Raw genomic sequence first — 19118 nt, 5'->3', positions numbered from 1 at the left:
GTCGATCGTGAGGGGGACGGCGGCACCGGCGTAGCTGGCCACCGCCGGACGCGGACGGTCCACCGGAAGCTCCAACTGCTCCGGAATGCCCGCCAGGGTCGTCTTCCAGTAGTCGACCTGTCGGCTGACGGCGCTCCGCGGATCGTCCTCGGCTCCCAGCAGCTCCTGGTGCCACAGCGTGTAGTCCACGTACTGCACCGGAAGCGGGGCCCAGCCGGGCGCGGCACCGGCTGAACGGGACGCGTACGCCTCGCTCATGTCGTGCAGCGCGGGACCGAGCGAGCCACCGTCACCGGCGATGTGGTGCAGCACCAGCAGCAGCACGTGCTCGGTCTCGGACAGCACGAACAACGTCGCGCGCACCGGAACGTCGGCGGACAGGTCGAACGCGTGGGCCGCCGCCTCGGCGATGTTCCGCTCCAGTTCGGCCTCGGTGGTGGTGATGACGGGGAGTTCGGGCTTCGCCGTGTCCAGGACGCGCTGGTAGGGCACTCCGTCGGTTTCGCCGAAGACCGTGCGCAGGGTTTCGTGGCGGTCGATGACGTCGTGGAGGGCGGATTGCAGGGCGGTGTGGTCGAGTTGGCCGGTGAGTCGGATGGCCATGGGCATGTTGTAGGTGGCGCTGGGTCCTTCGAGGCGGTGGAGGAACCACAGGCGGCGTTGCGCGAAGGACAGAGGCACCAGTTCCGGGCGGTCCGTGGTAGGCCGCAGGGCGGGGCGCACGCCGGCTTCGGCGGTCAGGCGTTCGGCGAGGGCGGCGACGGTGGGTGCCTCGAAGACCGCGCGGACGGAGAGTTCCACGTCGAGTACCGAGCGGACGCGGCTGACCAGCCGGGTGGCCAGCAGGGAGTGTCCGCCGAGGTCGAAGAAGCTGTCGTCGACACCGACCTGACCCACACCCAGCACGTCGGCGAAGATGCCGCACAGGGCCTCTTCCCGCGGCGTCCGTGGGGCCCGTCCGGTGGACGCCGCGTCGAAGGACGGCGCGGGTAGTGCCCGCCGGTCCAGCTTCCCGCTGGCGGTCAGGGGGAGGGCGTCCAGGCTCAGCACAGCCGAGGGCACCATGTAGTCGGGGAGTGCCTGTGCGAGCTGCCGGCGCAGGGCGGAGGGATCGGCGACGGCGCCGGATGCGGGGACGACGTAGGCGACGACCCGCCGGTCGCCGGGACGGTCCTCGCGCACCACGACCGCGGCCTGCGCCACGCTCTCCTGGCCGGTGAGGGCTGTTTCGATCTCGCCGAGTTCGATGCGGAAGCCGCGGACCTTGACCTGGGTGTCGGCCCGGCCGATGTACTCCAGCTCTCCCGCGGTGTTCCAGCGGACCAGGTCACCGGTGCGGTACATGCGCTCACCCGGACCGCCGAAGGGGTTCGCGACGAAGCGTTCCGCGGTCAGGGCCGGGCGGTTGAGGTAGCCGCGGGCCAGACCGGCGCCCGCCAGGTACAGCTCACCCACCACACCCACGGGCACGGGAGCCAGCCCGGCGTCGAGGACGAACACCTGCGTGTTCCATATCGGGCGACCGATCGGAGGGTGCGCCTCGGCCGGCCCGTCCTGCGGAGCACAGGCGTGGTGGGTGACGTCGACGGATGCCTCCGTCGGACCGTAGAGGTTGTGCAGCGGGACGTTCAGGACCGCGTGGAACGACCGGGCGAGATCCGCGGTGAGGGCTTCACCACTGCAGATCACCTGCCGGAGGCTCGTGCAGCCGACGGCCGTCGGCTGGGCGAGGAAGGCACGCAGCATCGAGGGCACGAAGTGGGCGGTCGTCACCTGCTGCCCGTCGATGACCTCGGCGAGGTACGCGGGGTCCTTGTGGCCCCCGGGACGCGCGACGACGAGACCGGCGCCCGCGATCAGCGGCCAGAAGAACTCCCATACGGACACGTCGAAACTCGACGGGGTCTTATGCAGCACCCGGTCCTCGCCGGTGAGACCGTACTGGTCCTGCATCCAGAGCAGCCGGTTGACGATGCCCTCGTGAGGGACCACGACCCCCTTCGGGCGGCCGGTCGAGCCCGAGGTGTAGATGACGTAGGCGGGGTGCCGCGGCAGCAGCCCCGAGGCACGCCGAGCGGCTGGCTCCGGCCTCTCCAGGTCATTCCGGTTCCCGGGGCTGTCCAGCACGATCCTGGGTACCTCGTCGGTCCCGGTCAGCAGGGCGGACGTCGCCTCGGTGACGAGCAGCAGGACCGGCCGCGCGTCACCCAGCACGAACGCGGTGCGCTCAGACGGGTCATCGGGGTCGATCGGCAGATAGGCGGCACCGGACTTCAGCACGGCCAGCAGGGCGACGATCAGGTCGAGGGAGCGGGGCACGGCCACCGCGACCACGCCTTCGGGACCCGCGCCGCCGCGCGTCAGCAGGGCCGCCAGCCGGTCCGCGCGGTCGAACAGCTCCGCGTACGACAGCTCGCTGCCCTCGAAGACCACGGCCGTGCGGCCGGGAGTCCGTTCCGCCTGAGCCTCGAGGAGGTCGGTGAGGGTATGCCCGTGCCCGGCGGTCCGGTGGGCCGTGGCGTTCCATTCCGTCAGCATCCGGTGGCGGACCGGGGCCGTGAGGACGTCGAGCGTCCGGATCGGCCGGTCGGCGTCCGTCACGGCCTCCGTCAGGAACCGTGAGAGATGTGCGGTGATGCGCTGAGCGGTGTCCTGGTCGAAGAGGTCGGCGCTGTATTCGATCCGGCAGCCGATACCCGCGGGGCTCCCGTCGGCGAGGTGCTGTTCGCTGTACGAGAGGGAGAGACTGAACTTCGCCGTGCCGGTGCCGACCGGACGCAGGCTGGACGTGAGGCCGGGCAGCTCGATCGCACCGGCGTCGACGTCCTCCGCCGCCAGCAGGACCTGGAACAGCGGATGGTGCGAGAGCGATCGCGCCGGGCTGAGGACCTCCACCAAGTGCTCGAAGGGGACGTCCTGATGGGCGTAGGCGGCCAGGTCCGTCTCACGGACGCGGCCGAGCAGTTCACGGAACGTCGGATCGCCCGACACGTCCGTCCGCAGCACCAAGGTGTTGACGAACACGCCCACCAGCTCGTCGAGCGCCTGGTCGGTACGGCCGGCGATCGGGGAGCCGATCGGGATGTCCGTGCCCGCGCCGAGCCTGTGCAGCAGGGCGGCGAGCGCCGCCTGGACGACCATGAAGACGGTCGAGCCGGTCTCGCGGGCCAGGGTGATCGCCGACCGGTGCACCTCCGCATCGAGCTGGAAAGGCACCACGCCACCGGCGTAGCCGGCCACGGCGGGGTACGGCCGGTCCCCGGGCAGGCTCAGTCGCTCGGGTATTCCCGCGAGGGCCTCCTGCCAGTAGCCGACCTGCCGGCTGATGACGCTGTCCGGCTCGTCGGCGCTGCCGAGGAGGTCCTGCTGCCACAGCACGTAGTCCGCGTACTGCACGGGGAGTCCGTCGGGCCACTCGATGGGCCGGTCCGCCGCGCGCGCCGTGTACGCCCGTCCCAGGTCCCGGGCGAGCGGGGCGATGGACCAGCCGTCGGCGGCGATGTGGTGCAGCACCAGAGCCAGCACGTGCTCGGTGGGGGACACCTCCAGCAGCGTGGCGTGCAGCGGGATCTCGTCGGCGAGGTCGAAGGTGTGCCTGGCGAGGCGCTCCATCTGCCCGTCGAGTTCCGCCTCGGTGGTGGTGATGACGGGGAGTTCGGGCTTCGCCGTGTCCAGGACGCGCTGGTAGGGCACTCCGTCGGTTTCGCCGAAGACCGTGCGCAGGGTTTCGTGGCGGTCGATGACGTCGTGGAGGGCGGATTGCAGGGCGGTGTGGTCGAGTTGGCCGGTGAGTCGGATGGCCATGGGCATGTTGTAGGTGGCGCTGGGTCCTTCGAGGCGGTGGAGGAACCACAGGCGGCGTTGCGCGAAGGACAGAGGCACCAGTTCCGGGCGGTCCGTGGTAGGCCGCAGGGCGGGGCGCACGCCGGCTTCGGCGGTGAGGCGTTCGGCGAGGGCGGCGACGGTGGGTGCCTCGAAGACCGCGCGGACGGAGAGTTCCACGTCGAGTACCGAGCGGACGCGGCTGACCAGCCGGGTGGCCAGCAGGGAGTGTCCGCCGAGGTCGAAGAAGCTGTCGTCGACGCCGACCTGGCCGACGCCGAGTACCTCGGCGAAGGCCGCGCACAGCACTTCTTCCTGGGGTGAGCGGGGGGCGCGTCCCGTCTTGCGGGTGCCGAGGTCGGGCTCGGGCAGTGCGCGACGGTCGAGCTTGCCGTTCGGGGTCAGCGGCAGCGCGTCCAGCACGACGACCGCCGAGGGCACCATGTACTCGGGCAGTGCCTGTGCGAGCTGTCGGCGCAGGGCGGACGGCTGGGCGACCGCACCGGATGCCGGTACGACGTAGGCGACGACCCGCCGGTCGCCAGGGCGGTCTTCGCGTACTACGACCGCGGCCTGGGCCACGCCCTCGTGGGTGGTGAGGGCTGTTTCGATTTCGCCGAGTTCGATGCGGAAGCCGCGGACCTTGACCTGGGTGTCGGCCCGGCCGATGTATTCGAGTTCGCCGGAGGTGTTCCAGCGGACCAGGTCACCGGTGCGGTACATGCGCTCGCCCGGGCCGCCGTAGGGGTTGGCGACGAAGCGTTCGGCGGTCAGGGCCGGGCGGTTGAGGTAGCCGCGGGCCAGACCGGCGCCCGCCAGGTACAGCTCACCCACCACACCCGCGGGCACGGGGGCCAGCCCGGCGTCGAGGACGAACACTCGGGTGTTGGTGATGGGGCGGCCGATCGGCGCTGTGTCCGTCCCGGTGAGGGGCCCGCTCATGGTCGCGCAGACGGTGGCCTCGGTCGGACCGTAGGCGTTGATCATCGTCCGGTCGCGGGACCAGTCGGCGACGACGGTGGCCGACGGAGCCTCACCGGCGACCACCAGCGTGGTCACCGTGGGCAGGGAGTCCACGGCCATGGTCGCCAGCGCGGCGGGCGGGATCGTGGCGTGGGTGATGCGGTGTTCGGCGGCCAGCTCGGCCAGGGCACGGCCGGGCACCAGGCGTTCGCCCACCGCGAGCACCAGGGTGGCGCCGGTCAGAAGGGCCATGCACCATTCCCAGAACATCGCGTCGAAGCTCGCCGACGCGAACTGCAGGACCCTGCTGTCCGGGCCGACACCGAGTCCCTCGGCCTGCTGCGCGACGAGACTCGCGGCACCGGCGTGCGTCACCGCGACGCCCTTGGGGGTGCCGGTGGAGCCGGAGGTGTAGATGACGTAGGCGGGGGACTGCGGGGACACGACTCCGTGGCGTTCGCCGGGGTCGGTGTCGGTGGCCGGGAGCTCGGCGAGTTCCGTGGTCACCGCCGGGTCGTCCAGGAGCAGCCGCGGGGTGTCTTCCGGCAGGTGGCCGGCCGCCGACGTGGTCGTCAGCATCAGGACCGGTCGGGCGTCCCGCAGCATGAAGGCGAGGCGCTCGGCCGGGTATTCGACGTCCAGGGGCAGGTAGGCGGCGCCGGTCTTGAGGACGGCGAGGACGGTGACGATGAGGTCGGCCGAGCGTGGCACGGCGAGTGCGACGAGTCGCTCGGGTCCGGCGCCCTGGGTGATGAGCAGGCGTGCGAGGCGGTTGGCCCGCTCGTTCAGCTCGGCGTAGGACAGCTCGGTGGTCTCGAAGACGACGGCCGGCGCGTCGGGAGTCTCTCGTACCTGTGCCTCGAAGGCCTCCGAGAGGACCGCGGGCCGTTCGACGTCCCGTTGAGTGGCGTTCCATTCCACCACCAGCCGGTCACGCTCGTCCGCGGACAGCAGGTCGGCGTGTGCGATCGGCTCCTCGGCGTCGGCGGCCAGGGCGGACGCGAGGAAACGCAGGAAGCGGTCCTGCTGCGCCGCCACCTCGGAGTCGGTGTACAGCTGCGGGTTCGCGTCGAAGTCGAGACGGATGTCCTGACCGTCGTTGGTGTCGTAGACGGCGATCGAGAGGTCCTCGACGGGGCCGTTGGATATGTTGTGGAACCGGGTGCGGTGCGTCCCCATGCGCAGGTCGTAGTCGAACGACATGTAGTTGACGAGGGGCCCGAAGATGCCCTGACGTCCGCTGAGGGCCGGCAGCTCGCGGCGGAGCTCGTCACTGCCGTAGCGGAGGTGACGCAGCGCGTGGAAGGTCTCCTGCGAGGTCTGCCGGATGAGGTCCGCCATGATCGTGCCGGGGCCGGCCGGCAGCCGGAGTGGTACGGCGTGCGCGAGCATGCCCGGGCTGCGGCGCAGGCGGCCGCTGTCGCGGCCGGTGACGGCGAGACCGAGGACGACCTCCTCGGCACCGGTCATCCGCTGGACGTACGCGGCCACCGCGGCGGTGATCACGCCGTGCACCTTGGTCCCGGTGTTCGCGGCCGTCTTGCGGACCGACTGCGAGAGGTCGTGCGGGAGATAGGCCGTGCGCCGGAGGAACGAGGACGGCATGGCCGTGGGCGGCGCGGCGAGCCGGGCGGCGTCCGGGGCGTCGCTGAAGCGGTCGAGCCAGTACGCCCGGCTCTTCTCGTACCGGCGGGAGCCGCGGTAGTCCGCCTCGTCCTGGAGCAGGCCGGCCAGCGACCCGAAGCGGGTGGCCGGTACCTCCCGGCCCTCGACGAGCGCGGAGTAGACCTCCGTCACCCGGCGGATGACGAGAGAGACACCGAGGGCGTCGAGCACGATGTGGTGGTTGCCCTGGTACCAGAAGAACCGGTCGGGGCCCGCGGTGAAGACCACCTGGCGGAACAGCGGGGCCCGCGCGAGGTCGTACGGCTTGGCCAGATCCGCCCGCATCCACTCCTCGGCGGCGGCGCGCGGGTCGGGCGCGTCGCTGACGTCGACGTGGTGCAGGGGCCAGGCCGCCGGCTCGGGGTCGAGGACCTGTCCGGGTTCGCCGTCCCGCTCGACGAACCGGACGTGGAGGGACTCGGCCTCGCCGACGGCCTGGCGGAGCGCCGCTTCGAACAGCGCCGGGTCGACCGGGCCGAGTACCTCCAGATAGCCGCCTACGTTGTAGATCGGGTTGTCCAGATCGAGTTGCTGCGCGAACCACACTTCGCGCTGTGCCGAGGTCAAAGGCAGGACTGCTCCGCGGCGGCCACCGGACAACGTCTAGCTCCCGTCTTCACGCAATGCTGATAGGCCTGAGCAGCGCGGAACGCGCTGTCAGATGGTGATTCCGCCGTGGATCTCGAACACGCTGCCCGTGATGTATGCGGCGGCGTCCGAAGCCAGGTAGGAGACCAGGTCGGCGACTTCCTCCGCACGGCCGAAACGGCGGAGCGGGACGGCCCGGAGCAGTTCTTCCCTGGCCTTGTCGCTCAGGGCGTCGGTCATGTCGGTGTCGATCAGCCCCGGGGCGACCACATTGGCCCGGATGCCGAACCGTCCGACCTCTTTGGCCAGCGCCTTGGTGAATCCGATGATCCCGGCCTTCGACGCCGAGTAGTTCGCCTGGCTGGGATTGCCGTACACGCCGGAGACCGACGACAGATTGATGACGGAGCCCGACTTCCGCTTCATCATCGGCACCACCACGGCTCGGTTGACGTGGTAGCTGCCGTCGAGGTTGGTGTCGAGCACCGAGTGCCAGTCGTCGTCGCTCATGAGCATGAGCGGTTTGTCCCGGGTGATGCCGGCCGATGTGACGACGACGTCGACGGGGCCCAGTTCCTTCTCGGTCCGGGCCACCCAGGCGCGGACGGCCTCCCCGTCGGCGACGTCGACCTGGGCGGCCAGCGTCCGTACCGGAAGGCCGGCGAGTTCCTTCTGGAGGGACTCCGCCATGGCGGCGTTCGACCGGTAGCAGAAGCTGACGTCGAAACCGTCCCGCGCCAGCCGCAGCACCACCGACCGGCCGATGCCCCGGGAGCCACCGCTCACCAGGGCCACGCGGCGGCCCGCCGGTTCCGTCGTGCGGTGCGTGGTGTCGTCGGTCATCGGCTGCCGCCCCCGGTCCTGATCAGTGCGCAGGCCACGGTGCCGTCCCGGTCGACGGAGGTGATCAGCGCGAGTTTTCCGGCGGCTTCCGGGTCGGCGTCCGCGATGCTCAGGACCGCGGCGATCTGGAAGGCCGCCCCGGCGGCACCGGCGTCACCCAGCAGGCCGGTCACATCGACCCATCGGGCGTCCGTGCCCCGCACGACCGCGTGCAGCGCGTCGGCCTCCTGCTCCGCGTACTGGGCGTGCACACCGGAGGGGACGACGGCCCACACGTCCTCGGGGCCGAGGCCGGTCCGCCGCAGCGTGTCCGCGACACAGGCGGCGAGCGCCTCCCGGACGGCGCCCTGGGCGTGCGGGCGGGACCGCACGTCGAGGATCTCGGCGAGCGGCAGACGCTCCGCCGTGTCCCTGCCCGCCGTCTCGACCAGGAACATGGCACTGCCCTCGCCGAGGACCGTGTCGGCCGGTGTCCGGCCGCGACGGTGGTGTTCGATCCAGGAACGCGCGGCGGAGAACTCCTCGGCCGCGCCGCACAGGATCCGCTCGGCCCGGCCCGAAGCCAGCAGCCGGCGCGTGTAGTTGAGGCTGAGCAGCCCTGCGGACTGGCCGCCGGCGAGCGTGGCGTTCGGCCCCTTGAGGCCGTGCCAGATCGCGCACTGCCCGGCCGCGCAGTTCATCACCGCGTACGGCATCAGCGCCGGGTCGACCAGGAACGGCTTGGACTTCTGCATCGACGTGCGGGTGTAGCCCATCATGCTCTCGGCACTGCCGGTCGTCGTGCCGAGCACCAGGCCGGTGCCCTCACCGGTGGGGACGGAAGCGCCGTCGGCGGCGCCCTCGGCCAGCAGCTGCGCCGTCACGCCGACCGCCAGGCCCGTCACCCGGTCCATGTCCCGGGTGCCCTTCTTGCCCAGCAGAGCGCGGGGGGAGAAGTCCGGGACCAGACAGGCGTGGTCGTCCGGGACGGACCACTGCTCCGTGTCGACGGCGGTCACCGTCTTCCGGCCGGCGCGGACGCCTTCCTGGAAGGCGCTCCTGCCCAGTCCGAAGGGAGAAATGGCCGACCATCGTGTGATGACAAGGCGGTGATCGCCGGAAAGGCCATGGGTCGTCACTGCCAGTTCATCCCTTCCCGGTGCTCGTCCTGGTATTTGCCGAAAATGGCGACGGCGTTGTTCCCGCCGAATGCCATGCCGTTGTTCTGGACGATCCTGAGGTCCGCCTCGACGGCCTCGTTGGGAACGCAGTCGATCCGGCATTCCGGGTCGGTGGTGACATGGTTGATGGTGGGCGGAATGAATCCGTCGGTTATCGCCAGGGCGCAGCCGATGGCGGACAGCGCGCTCGCCGCGCCCATGGTGTGACCGAGCATCGACTTCATCGACACCGTGCGCGGCGGATTCTCTCCGTAGAGATCCCGGATGGCCCTGGTCTCGGTGATGTCGTTGGCTTTGGTGCCGGTCCCGTGTGCGGAGATCATATCGATCTGGCTCGGGTCGACGCCAGCGTCTTTCAGGGCCAGTTCCATGCAGCGCGTCACGCTTTCCTGCTGCGGCGCCACCTGGTGATAGGCGTCGCAGTTGATTCCGTATCCCAGAACCTCGGCGTAGATACGCGCGCCGCGGGCCAGCGCGGATTCCAGAGGCTCCAGCATGAGTACGCCGGCGCCCTCCCCGGTGAGAATTCCCTTGCGGTCCTTGTCGAAGGGACGGCACACGTCCGGGGCTATGGTGCCCAGCCGGTAGAAACCGGTGAAAGTCTTACGGCAGATGGCGTCGGCACCACCGCACAGGGCGAAGTCGGCCTCACCGGAACGGACCGCGTCGAAACCGCTGCCGATCGCGTAGTTGCCCGCCGAGCAGGCGGTGGCCATCACCGTCGTCTCGACGTCGGTGAGCCCGAGTTCCTGCGCGATGGCCGTGGACAGCCGCATCGGGCTGACGCGCCCGGCGATCTCCGCGGGCAGGTTCTCGATACCGTCCCGCAGCTCCGCCGCCACGAGACGGTCCAGGTCGTGCGATTCGCCGTCGGTGGTGCCGACGGAGACGACGCCCCGCCGGCCGTCGAGGTCGGCGGCGGCCAACCCGGCGTCCGTGACGGCCATCCGGGCCGCCGCGACCGAGAACTGGGTGGCACGCCCCAGGCTTTCGGGATCCAGCCCGGAAATCCAGCGCTCGGGCTCGAACCCGGTGACCTCGCACCCGTTGGAGTGCGCGAAACCCTCGGTGTCGAACTGACTGATCGGCCCGGCACCACTGCGGCCGGCGCGCAGCGACGCGGCGAATTCCGTGGCGCCGATGCCGATGCTCGAGACAACACCCAGACCGGTGATCACCACTCGGCGTGGTGAGGCACCCGGTACGACGTCAAGCGGAGCCATGGACATCCGTCTCCTGCACGTTGGTGATAGCGGCCACGAGTCACCAGCCCAGCTTTTCGGCGGCCACCTCGTAGACGCCCTGGAGATTGACCATGCGGGCGAGGTTGGCCTGATCGATCTCTATGTCGAACTCCGACTCCAGTGCGGCGAGAATCTCGATGCTCTGCAGGGAGTCGGCGCCGTGCTGCTCATGGAAGAGGCTGGTCGTGGTGACCTCGTCCTCCTCGAGCTCCAGCCGGTCGCACACCAGCTTCTTGATCCTGAGGAAGTTGGCGTCGTTCTGAAGGTCGTCAGTTCCCATTTCAGTCCTCATGTCGTGGGGTTGTCCGGTGCGGCGCAGAAGACCGGCAGCTTCTCCAGGCCGCGCATGATCACACTGGAACGCCATTTCAGTGCGTCCGGCTCGACCGCGAGCCGAGCCTCGGGGAAGCGCTCCAAGAACTTCCCGATGGCGATTTCCGCTTCGAGCCGGGCCAGCGGGGCGCCGACGCAGTGGTGGATTCCGAAGCCGAAGCCGAGGTGTCCGCCGACCGGCCGGGTGATGTCGAGTTCGTCGGGACGGTCGAACCTCCGCCCGTCGCGGTTGGCCGCGGCCAGCCCGAGGAAGACGATTTCCCCGGCCGGTACGGAGACGTTCCCGATCTCCAGCGCAGCGGTGGTGAACCGCATCGTGGCCATCGGAGCCGGTCCGTCGTAGCGCAGCAGCTCCTCGACCGCGCCACGGGCCAGGCCCGGGTCCGCGCGCAGCGCCGCCCGCTGGTCGTCGTGGCGGAGCAGGGCGAGGATCCCGTTGCCGATGAGGTTGACCGTGGTCTCGTGGCCGGCGACCAGCAGCAGCATCACCATGGAGACGACTTCCAGCCGGTCCAGCCGGTCGCCGTCGTCGCTGACCTGGATGAGGTCGGACAGCAGGTCGTCCGCCGGCTGCGCGCGCTTGGCCGCGATGACCTGCATGAGGTAGCCGCCCATGGCCATGGACGCGTGCCGGGCGGCTTCCGGGGGGCCGGAGCCGACCAGGGCCTTGGACCACTCGCGGAAGGTCTCGCGCTCCGCGAGGGGAATGCCGAGCAGCTCGCAGATGACCGCGATCGGCAGGGGGAAGGTGAAGTCGTCGACGAGGTCGACGGGTTCGCCGTCCTTCCCGAGCGTCTCCAGCCCGTCGAGCAGTTCGTCGGCGATACCGGCGATGCGTGACCGCAGCTGTTCGACACGACGGGTGGTGAACGCCTTGACCACCAGCTTGCGGAGCCGGGTGTGGTCCGGTGGATCGGAGTTGAGCATGTTGGCCGCCAGCGTCTCCGGCGCCGACGAGGGGCCCTTCACGGAGGCCAGCTTGCGTTCCGCGAGGGCCCTCATGCGGTCCGCGTCCTTGGACAGACGCTCGTCGGTGAGGGCCGCGCGGACCTCGTCGTAGTCCGTGACGACCCAGACGGGGAGGCCGTTGGGGGTCGTCGCCCGGTGTGCCGGTCCGGCCGCGCGCAGCCGGGCGTACACGCTGTACGGGTCCTGCATGTAGGCGTCACCGAAGAGTTCGGTGTCCGCGGATGGAGTGCCGTGCATGTCTCGCTCCTCGGGCCGTGCGCGGGCGCGCACGTGGCGGGCGGTCGGTGGCGGGGAAGGGCCTCAGGACGTCTGGAGGACGGCCTTGACGACCGTGCCGTCCGCGACGGCCTCCATGGCTTCCCGGACGTCCGCCAGCGGGAAGGGGACCACCAGGCTCCGCAGGTCGAACCGGCCGCACAGGGCGGGAAGCAGCCGCACGTACTCGACGAGGTGGGCACCGCTGAAGGCCCAGGAGCCGCGGATGTCGAGTTGCCGGTGGACGATCTGGTGGGGGTTGAGCAGGGTGTCGCCGCTGTCGGTGTACTGGCCCACGACGAGGTACGAGCCGCCCCGCCGGGCCAGCGTCAGGCCCTGGGCGACCGCCGCGGGAACGCCCGCGCACTCGATGACGAGGTCCGCGCCGGCGCCCGAGGGGGTCAGCGCGCGGGCCTCGTCGAGGGCCCGCTCCGGGTCCGCGCCGGTCACGATGTCGATGTGGTGGTCGCCGATGCCGCACTTCGCGGCCAGGTCCAGCCGCGGGCGCGGGCCGCCGATCAGGATGACCTTCTCCGCGCCCGCCAGCTGGGCCAGGGCCGCGGCCGCCAGGCCGACCGGCCCGCTGCCCTGGACGATCACGGTTTCCCCGACCCGCACGGGGCGCCGCTCGTACAGGGCGTGCACCAGGGTCGGACCCGCGCAGGCCAGCGACATGGCGGCCAGTTCGTCGACGCCCTCGCCGAGCTTGACGACGACCGCCCCGGGATGGAGGAGGATCGCCTCGGCCCAGGCGCCCGCGAGTCCGGAGCCCTCGGTGAGCGGCCGGTTGACGCCGTAGGTCCGGCGCGCCTCGCACAAGGTGGGCTCGCGGTGCTGCCGGCAGGGCACGCACCGGCCACAGGCGATGGACGAGGCCCACATCACCGTGTCACCGGGCCGCAGTTCGGTCCCGAGCGCGTCGCGGACCGCGCCGGACCCGAGGGTGCGCACGGTGCCGAGGCCCTCGTGACCGAGGGTCAGCGGGGTGGGAATCGGCAGGTGCCCCTGCTGCAGATGCAGATCGGTCCCGCAGATACCGCCGTAGGTGACGTCGACGAGGATCTCGCCCTGCTCCGGTTCGGGCACGGGCAGGTCGCGGATCGTGACCGGCTTCCCGAACTCCTCCAGTACCGCCGCGGCGGCGAGCCGACCGGACGTCACGCACCCGCTCCCGTCGTGGTGGCGGCCATGGTCTCCAGCAGCCTCGCGTGCGGCACCAGCGGCGTGGTGTCCCGGCCCACGAGGTACTCGGGGCGCGGCTCGCCCGGCGGACGAGGGGCGTTGGACGAGGAGTTGTACGTCGTGATCAGCAGGTCGCGGGGGTACGGCGAGATGTTGGGCGCCGAACCGTGCACGATCTCCGGGTGGAAGAAGACGACGGTTCCGGCCGCCCCCTTCGGGCTGGTCATCTCGTGCACCCCGGCGAGCCGGGAGAGGTCGTCGCCGGAGAGCGTGTAGTCGCGCGGGTCGATGTGCTCCGCCGTCTCACCGCCCTGCCGGCGCCGGCTCGTTCCCGAACCGAGCCGGTGCGATCCGCGCAGGAAGACCACCGGTCCGTTGAACTCGCTGACGTCGTCCAGGAAGACGGCCACGTTCACGGCACGCGCCTCCGGCATCCGGTCGGCGTCACGCCACACGGGATAGTCCTGGTGCCAGGCCCACGACTCGCCGCCGAAGGGGCGCTTCGTGTTGATCTTGAACTGGTGCACGTAGAGGTCCCGGCCGACCAGTTGGACGGCCGGCCCCAGGAGCCGCTCGGACGTGACGAGGTCGCGGAAGAGCGGGTGCCGGGTGTGCGAGGCGTAGACGGCTCGCATCGTCTCCCCGTCGTCCTCCGTGATCAGGTGCGGTCCCTTGACCGTCACGTCCTCGGCGAGCGCGGTCTTGATGGATGCCAGCTCGGCCTGCGAGAAGACGCCTGGTGCGGCGATGAACCCATCGCGGTCGTACTGGGCCAGCATTTCTTCCGACAGCTTCAAGAAACTCTCCTCGATACGAAACCCGGCGCCCGTGTCCGTCGTCGACCGGTGTCCAGGACCTTGGTTCTCCGTCGAACCCGGGTGCGGTCCGGACGCTCCTGCCGACGGGCAGGGCGGACCTACGCCGGAATGCGGCGACATCCGCGCACGGCTTCGCGGATCGCCAACCGGCGCCATCCGTCATGGAAGTGAAATCGGCGGCCACCGTCGGCACATGTCCGACGACAACCCGGAAACTCCACGCTTTTCTGTCAACGGGCGCGTGCAGGCGCCGCGTATTCGGCGTTCGGCGACTTCAGAGGGGGCGACGCGTCAGCGCTGTGACGGTGACACCGTCGCCCGTGTCATGCCTTGAACGAGAAAATCCCCTCAGATCTGCGGCGAGTGCCGGCGTTGCTGATCCACGGCACTCGTCTTTCCCCCGTGCGCCACGGAACTCGCATCCCGGCGGTGTGCGGGACGCGGTTCACGAGACGCTCTGTCAAATCGGTGCAGCACTGCACCCGCACGCCGGTCAGGCGGCACGCGACGGTTGGCAGAGTCCAGGCCTGAGTGGCTCAAACTCTCCGCGACGCCGCAACTCTTGTTACAGCAGGAGCTCTTCGCATGGCCCCGCCTCCTTCAAGATCTCGTGAGGAGAATAGGCCGGTGGTGCGATCCATTGCAACCGTCATCATCTTTGGTGCAGAGAATTGCACCAGCGGTGCCGTGTTGCCGCGTGCACACGCCTATGAGGCCGACCGCCCCGGTGGCGGGGGCGCCCCCGGCGACCGGACCGCACGGCCGGATCGCGTCGCCGCCCGCCCGTGTTCCCGCACGCCCCGGGGGAGCCGAAGACTGTGTTCCGCGTCACCAACCGGAAGCGGAGCCGGCCCTCCTGGTACGTCTGTTTCCGGCCGGACCCCACCGGGCACGCACCGCCCTCCCGCCGGGGCCCGATCGCCTCCGTCGCCCTTTCGCGGGCCCGCCCCCACGGAACCCGCCCCGGCCCCCGGTCCCGTCGCCGGGCGGAGGCGGCCCCTTCCGGTCCCCGGCCCCCGTGCGCCCGGTCCGCTCCCCGTGGCCGGCGACCGGGCCTCCGGTCCCCTCTCCGCCGGACGGCTCCACCACGGGCGAGCTGCGGAAACGTCCCAGGCCACCCCGCCGTCGGCACCCCCTCGGACCCCTCCGGCCCCCCCGACCCGCGCAGGGCGTCATGCAGTACCGTGGTGAACCACGCGGCATTGAGGGGGACAACTGTGACGCGTCAGCGGGGTGCGGGTGACGAGGCGACGGTCAGCTCTCTGGACGAGCAGATGCGCGCGGCGAAGACCGCGATAGCCGCACGCCTCCGGCATGTCCGGCAGCATCATCCGGAAGGCCCGTTCACCCTGGCGGCGCTGGCCGAGCGCACCGGAGTCTCCAAGCGGACCCTGGCGTCGGCCGAGTCCGAGGACGGGATGAACCTGACCCTCGAGACCCTGGTCAAGGTCGCGCACAGCCTCGGCATCCAGCGCTGGGCCTACTTCCTCGACGAGGAAGTCTTTGCACAGGTCAACGCGGAGTTCGAAACCGTCAGAGAACTCAGACAACGCGCCGTGCAAGGCGTGGCCCTGCGGACCGCTTCCGCCGCGGAGCCGTCCGCCGCGTCCTTGTCCGAACTGTCGGAACTGGTCATAGGGATCCTGCGCTCCGCGAAAGCCGCGAGTGACACCTTGAAGGGTATTTCCTCCCCTCCGGGCGAGCAGACATCCAGCGACGCGCAGAAATCGTGAAAACGGTGAAATGGTGGCGGGGGCCCGGCCGGCGGCGAGCGGAAAGCCTTCGGCGACGCTGCGAGAACCTGGTACGCGACCTCTCTTTGCCGACACACGGCCAAGTGACGGTCGACACACTCGTCGAGCATCTCGCCGAGCTCTACGGACAGCCCATCCACCTCGTTCCGTTACCGCTGCCCCTCGGCAGCCCCGACGGATTATGGGTGGCCGCCGACGGCGAGAACTACATAGTCTTCGAGCAGCGTCTGGCCCCCGTTCACCAGCATCAGGTCATCCTTCACGAGCTCGGCCATCTGATCTGTGGTCACGGAGCGGCCTCGGTGATGACCCCCGAAGCCACCCAGCTCCTGGTTCCCTCGCTCGACCCGGGCATGGTGCGACGGGTCCTCGGCCGTGAGCACTCGCATTCGGAGGCCGAGGCCGAAGCGGAACTCGTCGGCTCCCTGATAGGGCGCCAGGTCGGAATCTGGACCGCGGAACGCACATGGGACGTTCCTCCCGAAGCGCGCGAACTCGCCGCCCGTCTCGCGGCGTTGGAAAGCCCGTCCCAGCGAAGGAACGATGAATAGCATCCTCTACCCCGCCTGCGCGCTGGTCTCCCTGCTCGCACTGGTCTTCAAGCTGCGGGTCATACGCACCGATCGCTCACCGACACAACTCGGCCTGGTGGGCAACTTCTTCTTCCTGTTCGTCACCTTCACCGTCTCGACCCCGGCTGTCTGGATCGCGATCAGCCGCGCCGTGGGGATCGTCAACTTCTCGGGCCTGCTGTCCCAGAGCACGGTCATCCTGTCCGCCGCGTGCCAGCAACTGGTTCTGCTGCACCTGTCCCACACGAGAGACGTCGCCTGGCGCAAGGCCGTCCCGCGGCTGGCCGCGCTCGCCACGGTCCTCGTCGGCATGGTGGCGCTGTTCTTCACCGCCACCAGTGCGGGCGAGAACCCCGGCGACTTCGCTCTGACCAGGGCGAAGTACTACCCCGCCTACATCGCCCTCTACCTGCTCGGCTATGCCGCGAACCAGATCGACATCGGTGTCATGGGCTGGCGCTACGCGAAGATCGCGCCCACCCCGTGGCTCCGGCGCGGGCTGTGGCTGGTCGCGGCGTCCCTGCCCTTCGGCATGATCTACACCGGCTGTCGCGTGGCGGACATCGTCGCCGGCCAGTTCGGGACCACGGGCCACCCCTGGGAGCCGATAGCCCAGCTCGCGATCGCGGGCACGGTACTGAAGACGGTCGGCTGGACCCTGCCGGACTGGGGGCGCTACCTCGGCGCCGTCCGGGAATGGTTCGAACTCCGCCGCACCCACCGGGAACTGGCCCCGCTGCACCGAGCCGTGACCGCTCAGGTGCCCGAACCGGTTCTCGCCCTGGACGACGGGGCGGACCTGCGCACCCGGCTGTACCGGCGGCTGGTGGAGATCCGCGACGCCCAGTGGGCGCTGCGCACCTGGATGGACCCGGCGGTGGCGGACGCGGCCAGGCGACGCGCCACGGCCGCGGGACTGGCCGACGACGACCTGGCGGCCGTCGTCGAGGCCGCCCAGCTCAAGGACGCGCTGCAGGCCAAGGCCCGAGACCGCAGACCCGAGGCGCTCACGAGCACCCCGCGCATCGCCCAGCCGCAGGATCTGGCGGCCGAGCTGGTGTTCCAGCGCAAACTGGCCCGCGCCTTCGCCGAGTCCCCGTCGCCGCAGCCCCTGGAGCCCGCTCTGCCGACCTCATGCCCATGAGCACCGGCCCGGGTCAGGGCATCGGGCGCGCGGCCCCGTGACCGGCCCTTCCGGCCGCCCTGACCGTTCCGGTCACCGACCCGGTGCACCTGCTCGGTCAGGGCACCGGGCCGTTGCCCGTGGCCGGCCTGTCCAGTCGTCCCGACCGCTCCGGTCACCGGCCCCCGTGCGCTCCGACCGTTCCGGCCCCGGCGACCGTGTGCCCTGACCGTTCCCCGGCCACCGTGCCTCGCGCCGTTCCGGCCACCAGCCCCGTGCGCCCCGGCCGTTCCGGCCACCAGCCCCGTGCGCCCCGGCCGTTCCGGCCACCAGCCCCGTGCGCCCCGGCCGTTCCGGCCCCGGCCCCCGTGTGCTCCGGCCCCGGCCCCCGTGCGCCGCTCGTTCGGTCAGGCGCTCGCGTTCTTTGCCGTCAGGGCCTGGAGCAGTACCGGCGTCACCAGCTCGACCTGCCACGGACGCGCGCCGTAGCCCTCGAGCGCGCTTGCCACGGTCCCGGTGTCGGCGGCCTGCGGCGGCTCCCAGCAGATCCGCCGCACGGTGTCCGGGGACACCAGGTTCTCCTGCGGCATGTTCAGTCGCTCGGCGAGCGCCGACACCCCCGCCCGGGCGGCGGACAGCCGCGCCGCGGCGGCCGGATCCTTGTCGGCCCACGCTCGCGGCGGCGGCGGCCCGGTCACGGGCTGTCCCGGCTGCGGCAGCCCGGAGTCCGGCAGCGCCTTGGCCCGGTCCACCGCGGCCTGCCACTGGTCCAGCTGACGCCGGCCCGTCCGGTGCCCGAACCCGTTCAGCGCGGCGAGGGCGTGCACATTGCCCGGCAGGGCGAGCGCCGCCTCCACGATGGCCGCGTCGCTCAGCACCTTCCCCGGCGACACGTCCCGGCGCTGGGCGATCAGGTCCCGCGTCTGCCACAGCTCCCGCACCACGGCGAGCTGCCGGCGCCGGCGCACCTTGTGCATCCCCGACGTGCGGCGCCAGGGGTCCTTGCGCGGTTCGGCCGGCGGCGCCGTCGCGATCGCGTCGAACTCCTGCAGCGCCCACTCCAGCTTGCCCTGCCGGTCCAGCTCCTTCTCCAGGGCGTTCCGCAGGTCGATGAGGAGCTCGACGTCGAGCGCGGCGTACCGCAGCCACGGCTCGGGCAGCGGCCGGGTCGACCAGTCGACGGCGGAGTGTCCCTTCTCCAGGACGTAGCCGAGGACGCCCTCCACCATGGCGCCGAGACCGACCCGGGGGAAACCGGCGAGCCGGCCCGCCAGCTCGGTGTCGAACAGGCGGGTCGGGACCATGCCTATCTCGCGCAGGCAGGGCAGGTCCTGGGTGGCCGCGTGCAGCACCCACTCGACGCCGGTCAGCGCCCTGCCGAGTCCGGACAGGTCGGGGCAGGCCACGGGGTCGACCAGCGCGCTGCCGGCGCCGTCGCGGCGCAGCTGCACCAGATAGGCGCGCTGGCCGTAGCGGTAGCCGGAGGCGCGCTCGGCGTCCACGGCGACCGGGCCGGAGCCCCCGGCGAAGGCGGCGATCATCCGCGTGAGGGCCGCCTCGTCGGTGATCACGGGCGGAATGCCCTCGCGGGGTTCGAGCAACGGAGTCGGCGCCCCCAGCACAGAAGATCCGGCGTCGTCCGGAGGAGTGCCTCCGGTGGTGCGCAGGGAGCTGTCTGCTGTGGTCTCTTGGGCGTCGGTCACCCGTCAAGGGTATCGGTGTGCGGACGGCGCCCGTCGACGGAACGTTCCGTCGACGGGCACGGGAGGGGCGTAAACCGGTCAGCTCGGGGCAGGGCCCGGTTCACCTGAGGGAACACCGGATTCC

12 protein-coding genes are annotated in these 19118 nt (G+C 71.0%); 3 read left to right on the top strand and 9 right to left on the bottom strand.

The features are described from left to right. From FHS34_RS31615 to FHS34_RS31580, 8 genes are all read right to left on the bottom strand, one after another. A partial coding sequence (locus FHS34_RS31615; protein WP_184971800.1) for a non-ribosomal peptide synthetase occupies positions 1–7017 on the bottom strand: 7017 nt, incomplete at its 3' end. 90 nt (positions 7018–7107) lie between these two features. Continuing rightward, on the bottom strand, positions 7108–7881 hold the full coding sequence (gene fabG, locus FHS34_RS31610; protein ID WP_184971798.1) for a 3-oxoacyl-[acyl-carrier-protein] reductase: 774 nt from the start codon (positions 7879–7881) through the stop codon (positions 7108–7110). After that, positions 7878–8999 (bottom strand): beta-ketoacyl synthase N-terminal-like domain-containing protein, encoded by a 1122-nt coding sequence (locus FHS34_RS31605; RefSeq protein WP_184971796.1) that lies wholly within the window; start codon positions 8997–8999, stop codon positions 7878–7880. The genes fabG and FHS34_RS31605 overlap by 4 nt, the downstream gene beginning before the upstream one ends. After that, positions 8996–10264: a beta-ketoacyl-[acyl-carrier-protein] synthase family protein gene (locus FHS34_RS31600; RefSeq protein WP_184971794.1), complete on the bottom strand. Its 1269-nt coding sequence runs from the start codon at positions 10262–10264 to the stop codon at positions 8996–8998. Before FHS34_RS31600 ends, FHS34_RS31605 begins: the two co-directional genes overlap by 4 nt. 40 nt (positions 10265–10304) lie before the next feature. Then, positions 10305–10565: a phosphopantetheine-binding protein gene (locus FHS34_RS31595; protein WP_184971792.1), complete on the bottom strand. Its 261-nt coding sequence runs from the start codon at positions 10563–10565 to the stop codon at positions 10305–10307. A gap of 8 nt (positions 10566–10573) precedes the next feature. Next, positions 10574–11824, bottom strand: a complete 1251-nt coding sequence (locus FHS34_RS31590; RefSeq protein ID WP_184971790.1) for a cytochrome P450 family protein — start codon at positions 11822–11824, stop codon at positions 10574–10576. A gap of 63 nt (positions 11825–11887) precedes the next feature. Continuing rightward, positions 11888–13003 carry a zinc-binding dehydrogenase gene (locus tag FHS34_RS31585; protein WP_184971788.1) on the bottom strand — a complete coding sequence of 372 codons (1116 nt, stop codon included), beginning with the start codon at positions 13001–13003 and terminating at the stop codon, positions 11888–11890. Then, a complete protein-coding gene (locus tag FHS34_RS31580; RefSeq protein WP_184971786.1) occupies positions 13000–13821 on the bottom strand; it encodes a phytanoyl-CoA dioxygenase family protein in 822 nt (273 codons plus the stop codon). Before FHS34_RS31580 ends, FHS34_RS31585 begins: the two co-directional genes overlap by 4 nt. Before the next feature lie 1238 nt (positions 13822–15059). Here FHS34_RS31580 and FHS34_RS31575 point away from each other — a divergent pair. The 3 genes from FHS34_RS31575 (at position 15060) to FHS34_RS31565 (ending at position 17312) form a co-directional block, all read left to right on the top strand. Further along, positions 15060–15575: a helix-turn-helix domain-containing protein gene (locus FHS34_RS31575; RefSeq protein WP_225817676.1), complete on the top strand. Its 516-nt coding sequence runs from the start codon at positions 15060–15062 to the stop codon at positions 15573–15575. A 104-nt stretch (positions 15576–15679) separates the two neighbouring features. Then, positions 15680–16147: a M78 family metallopeptidase domain-containing protein gene (locus FHS34_RS31570; RefSeq protein WP_184971784.1), complete on the top strand. Its 468-nt coding sequence runs from the start codon at positions 15680–15682 to the stop codon at positions 16145–16147. Continuing rightward, positions 16140–17312 carry an MAB_1171c family putative transporter gene (locus FHS34_RS31565; protein ID WP_184971782.1) on the top strand — a complete coding sequence of 391 codons (1173 nt, stop codon included), beginning with the start codon at positions 16140–16142 and terminating at the stop codon, positions 17310–17312. The genes FHS34_RS31570 and FHS34_RS31565 overlap by 8 nt, the downstream gene beginning before the upstream one ends. A 386-nt stretch (positions 17313–17698) precedes the next feature. Here FHS34_RS31565 and FHS34_RS31560 read toward each other — a convergent pair whose 3' ends face one another. Continuing rightward, complete coding sequence (locus tag FHS34_RS31560) at positions 17699–18994, bottom strand: ribonuclease D (RefSeq protein ID WP_184971780.1); 1296 nt, start codon at positions 18992–18994, stop codon at positions 17699–17701. Positions 18995–19118 lie beyond the last annotated feature (124 nt).

The sequence above is a fragment of the Streptomyces echinatus genome (assembly GCF_014203595.1).
Classification (GTDB): Bacteria; Actinomycetota; Actinomycetes; order Streptomycetales; family Streptomycetaceae; genus Streptomyces; species Streptomyces echinatus.
The sequence above is the reverse complement of the archived record's forward strand: the minus strand, read 5'-3'. Positions and strand labels throughout refer to the sequence as shown.

Bases quoted from the DNA above. Each gene is read 5' to 3' on its own strand.
- FHS34_RS31595 (WP_184971792.1), bottom strand. From the start codon at position 10,565: ATGGGAACTGACGACCTTCAGAACGACGCCAACTTCCTCAGGATCAAG.
- FHS34_RS31565 (WP_184971782.1), top strand. From the start codon at position 16,140: ATGAATAGCATCCTCTACCCCGCCTGCGCGCTGGTCTCCCTGCTCGCA.
- FHS34_RS31600 (WP_184971794.1), bottom strand. From the start codon at position 10,264: ATGGCTCCGCTTGACGTCGTACCGGGTGCCTCACCACGCCGAGTGGTG.
- FHS34_RS31590 (WP_184971790.1), bottom strand. From the start codon at position 11,824: ATGCACGGCACTCCATCCGCGGACACCGAACTCTTCGGTGACGCCTAC.
- fabG (WP_184971798.1), bottom strand. From the start codon at position 7,881: ATGACCGACGACACCACGCACCGCACGACGGAACCGGCGGGCCGCCGC.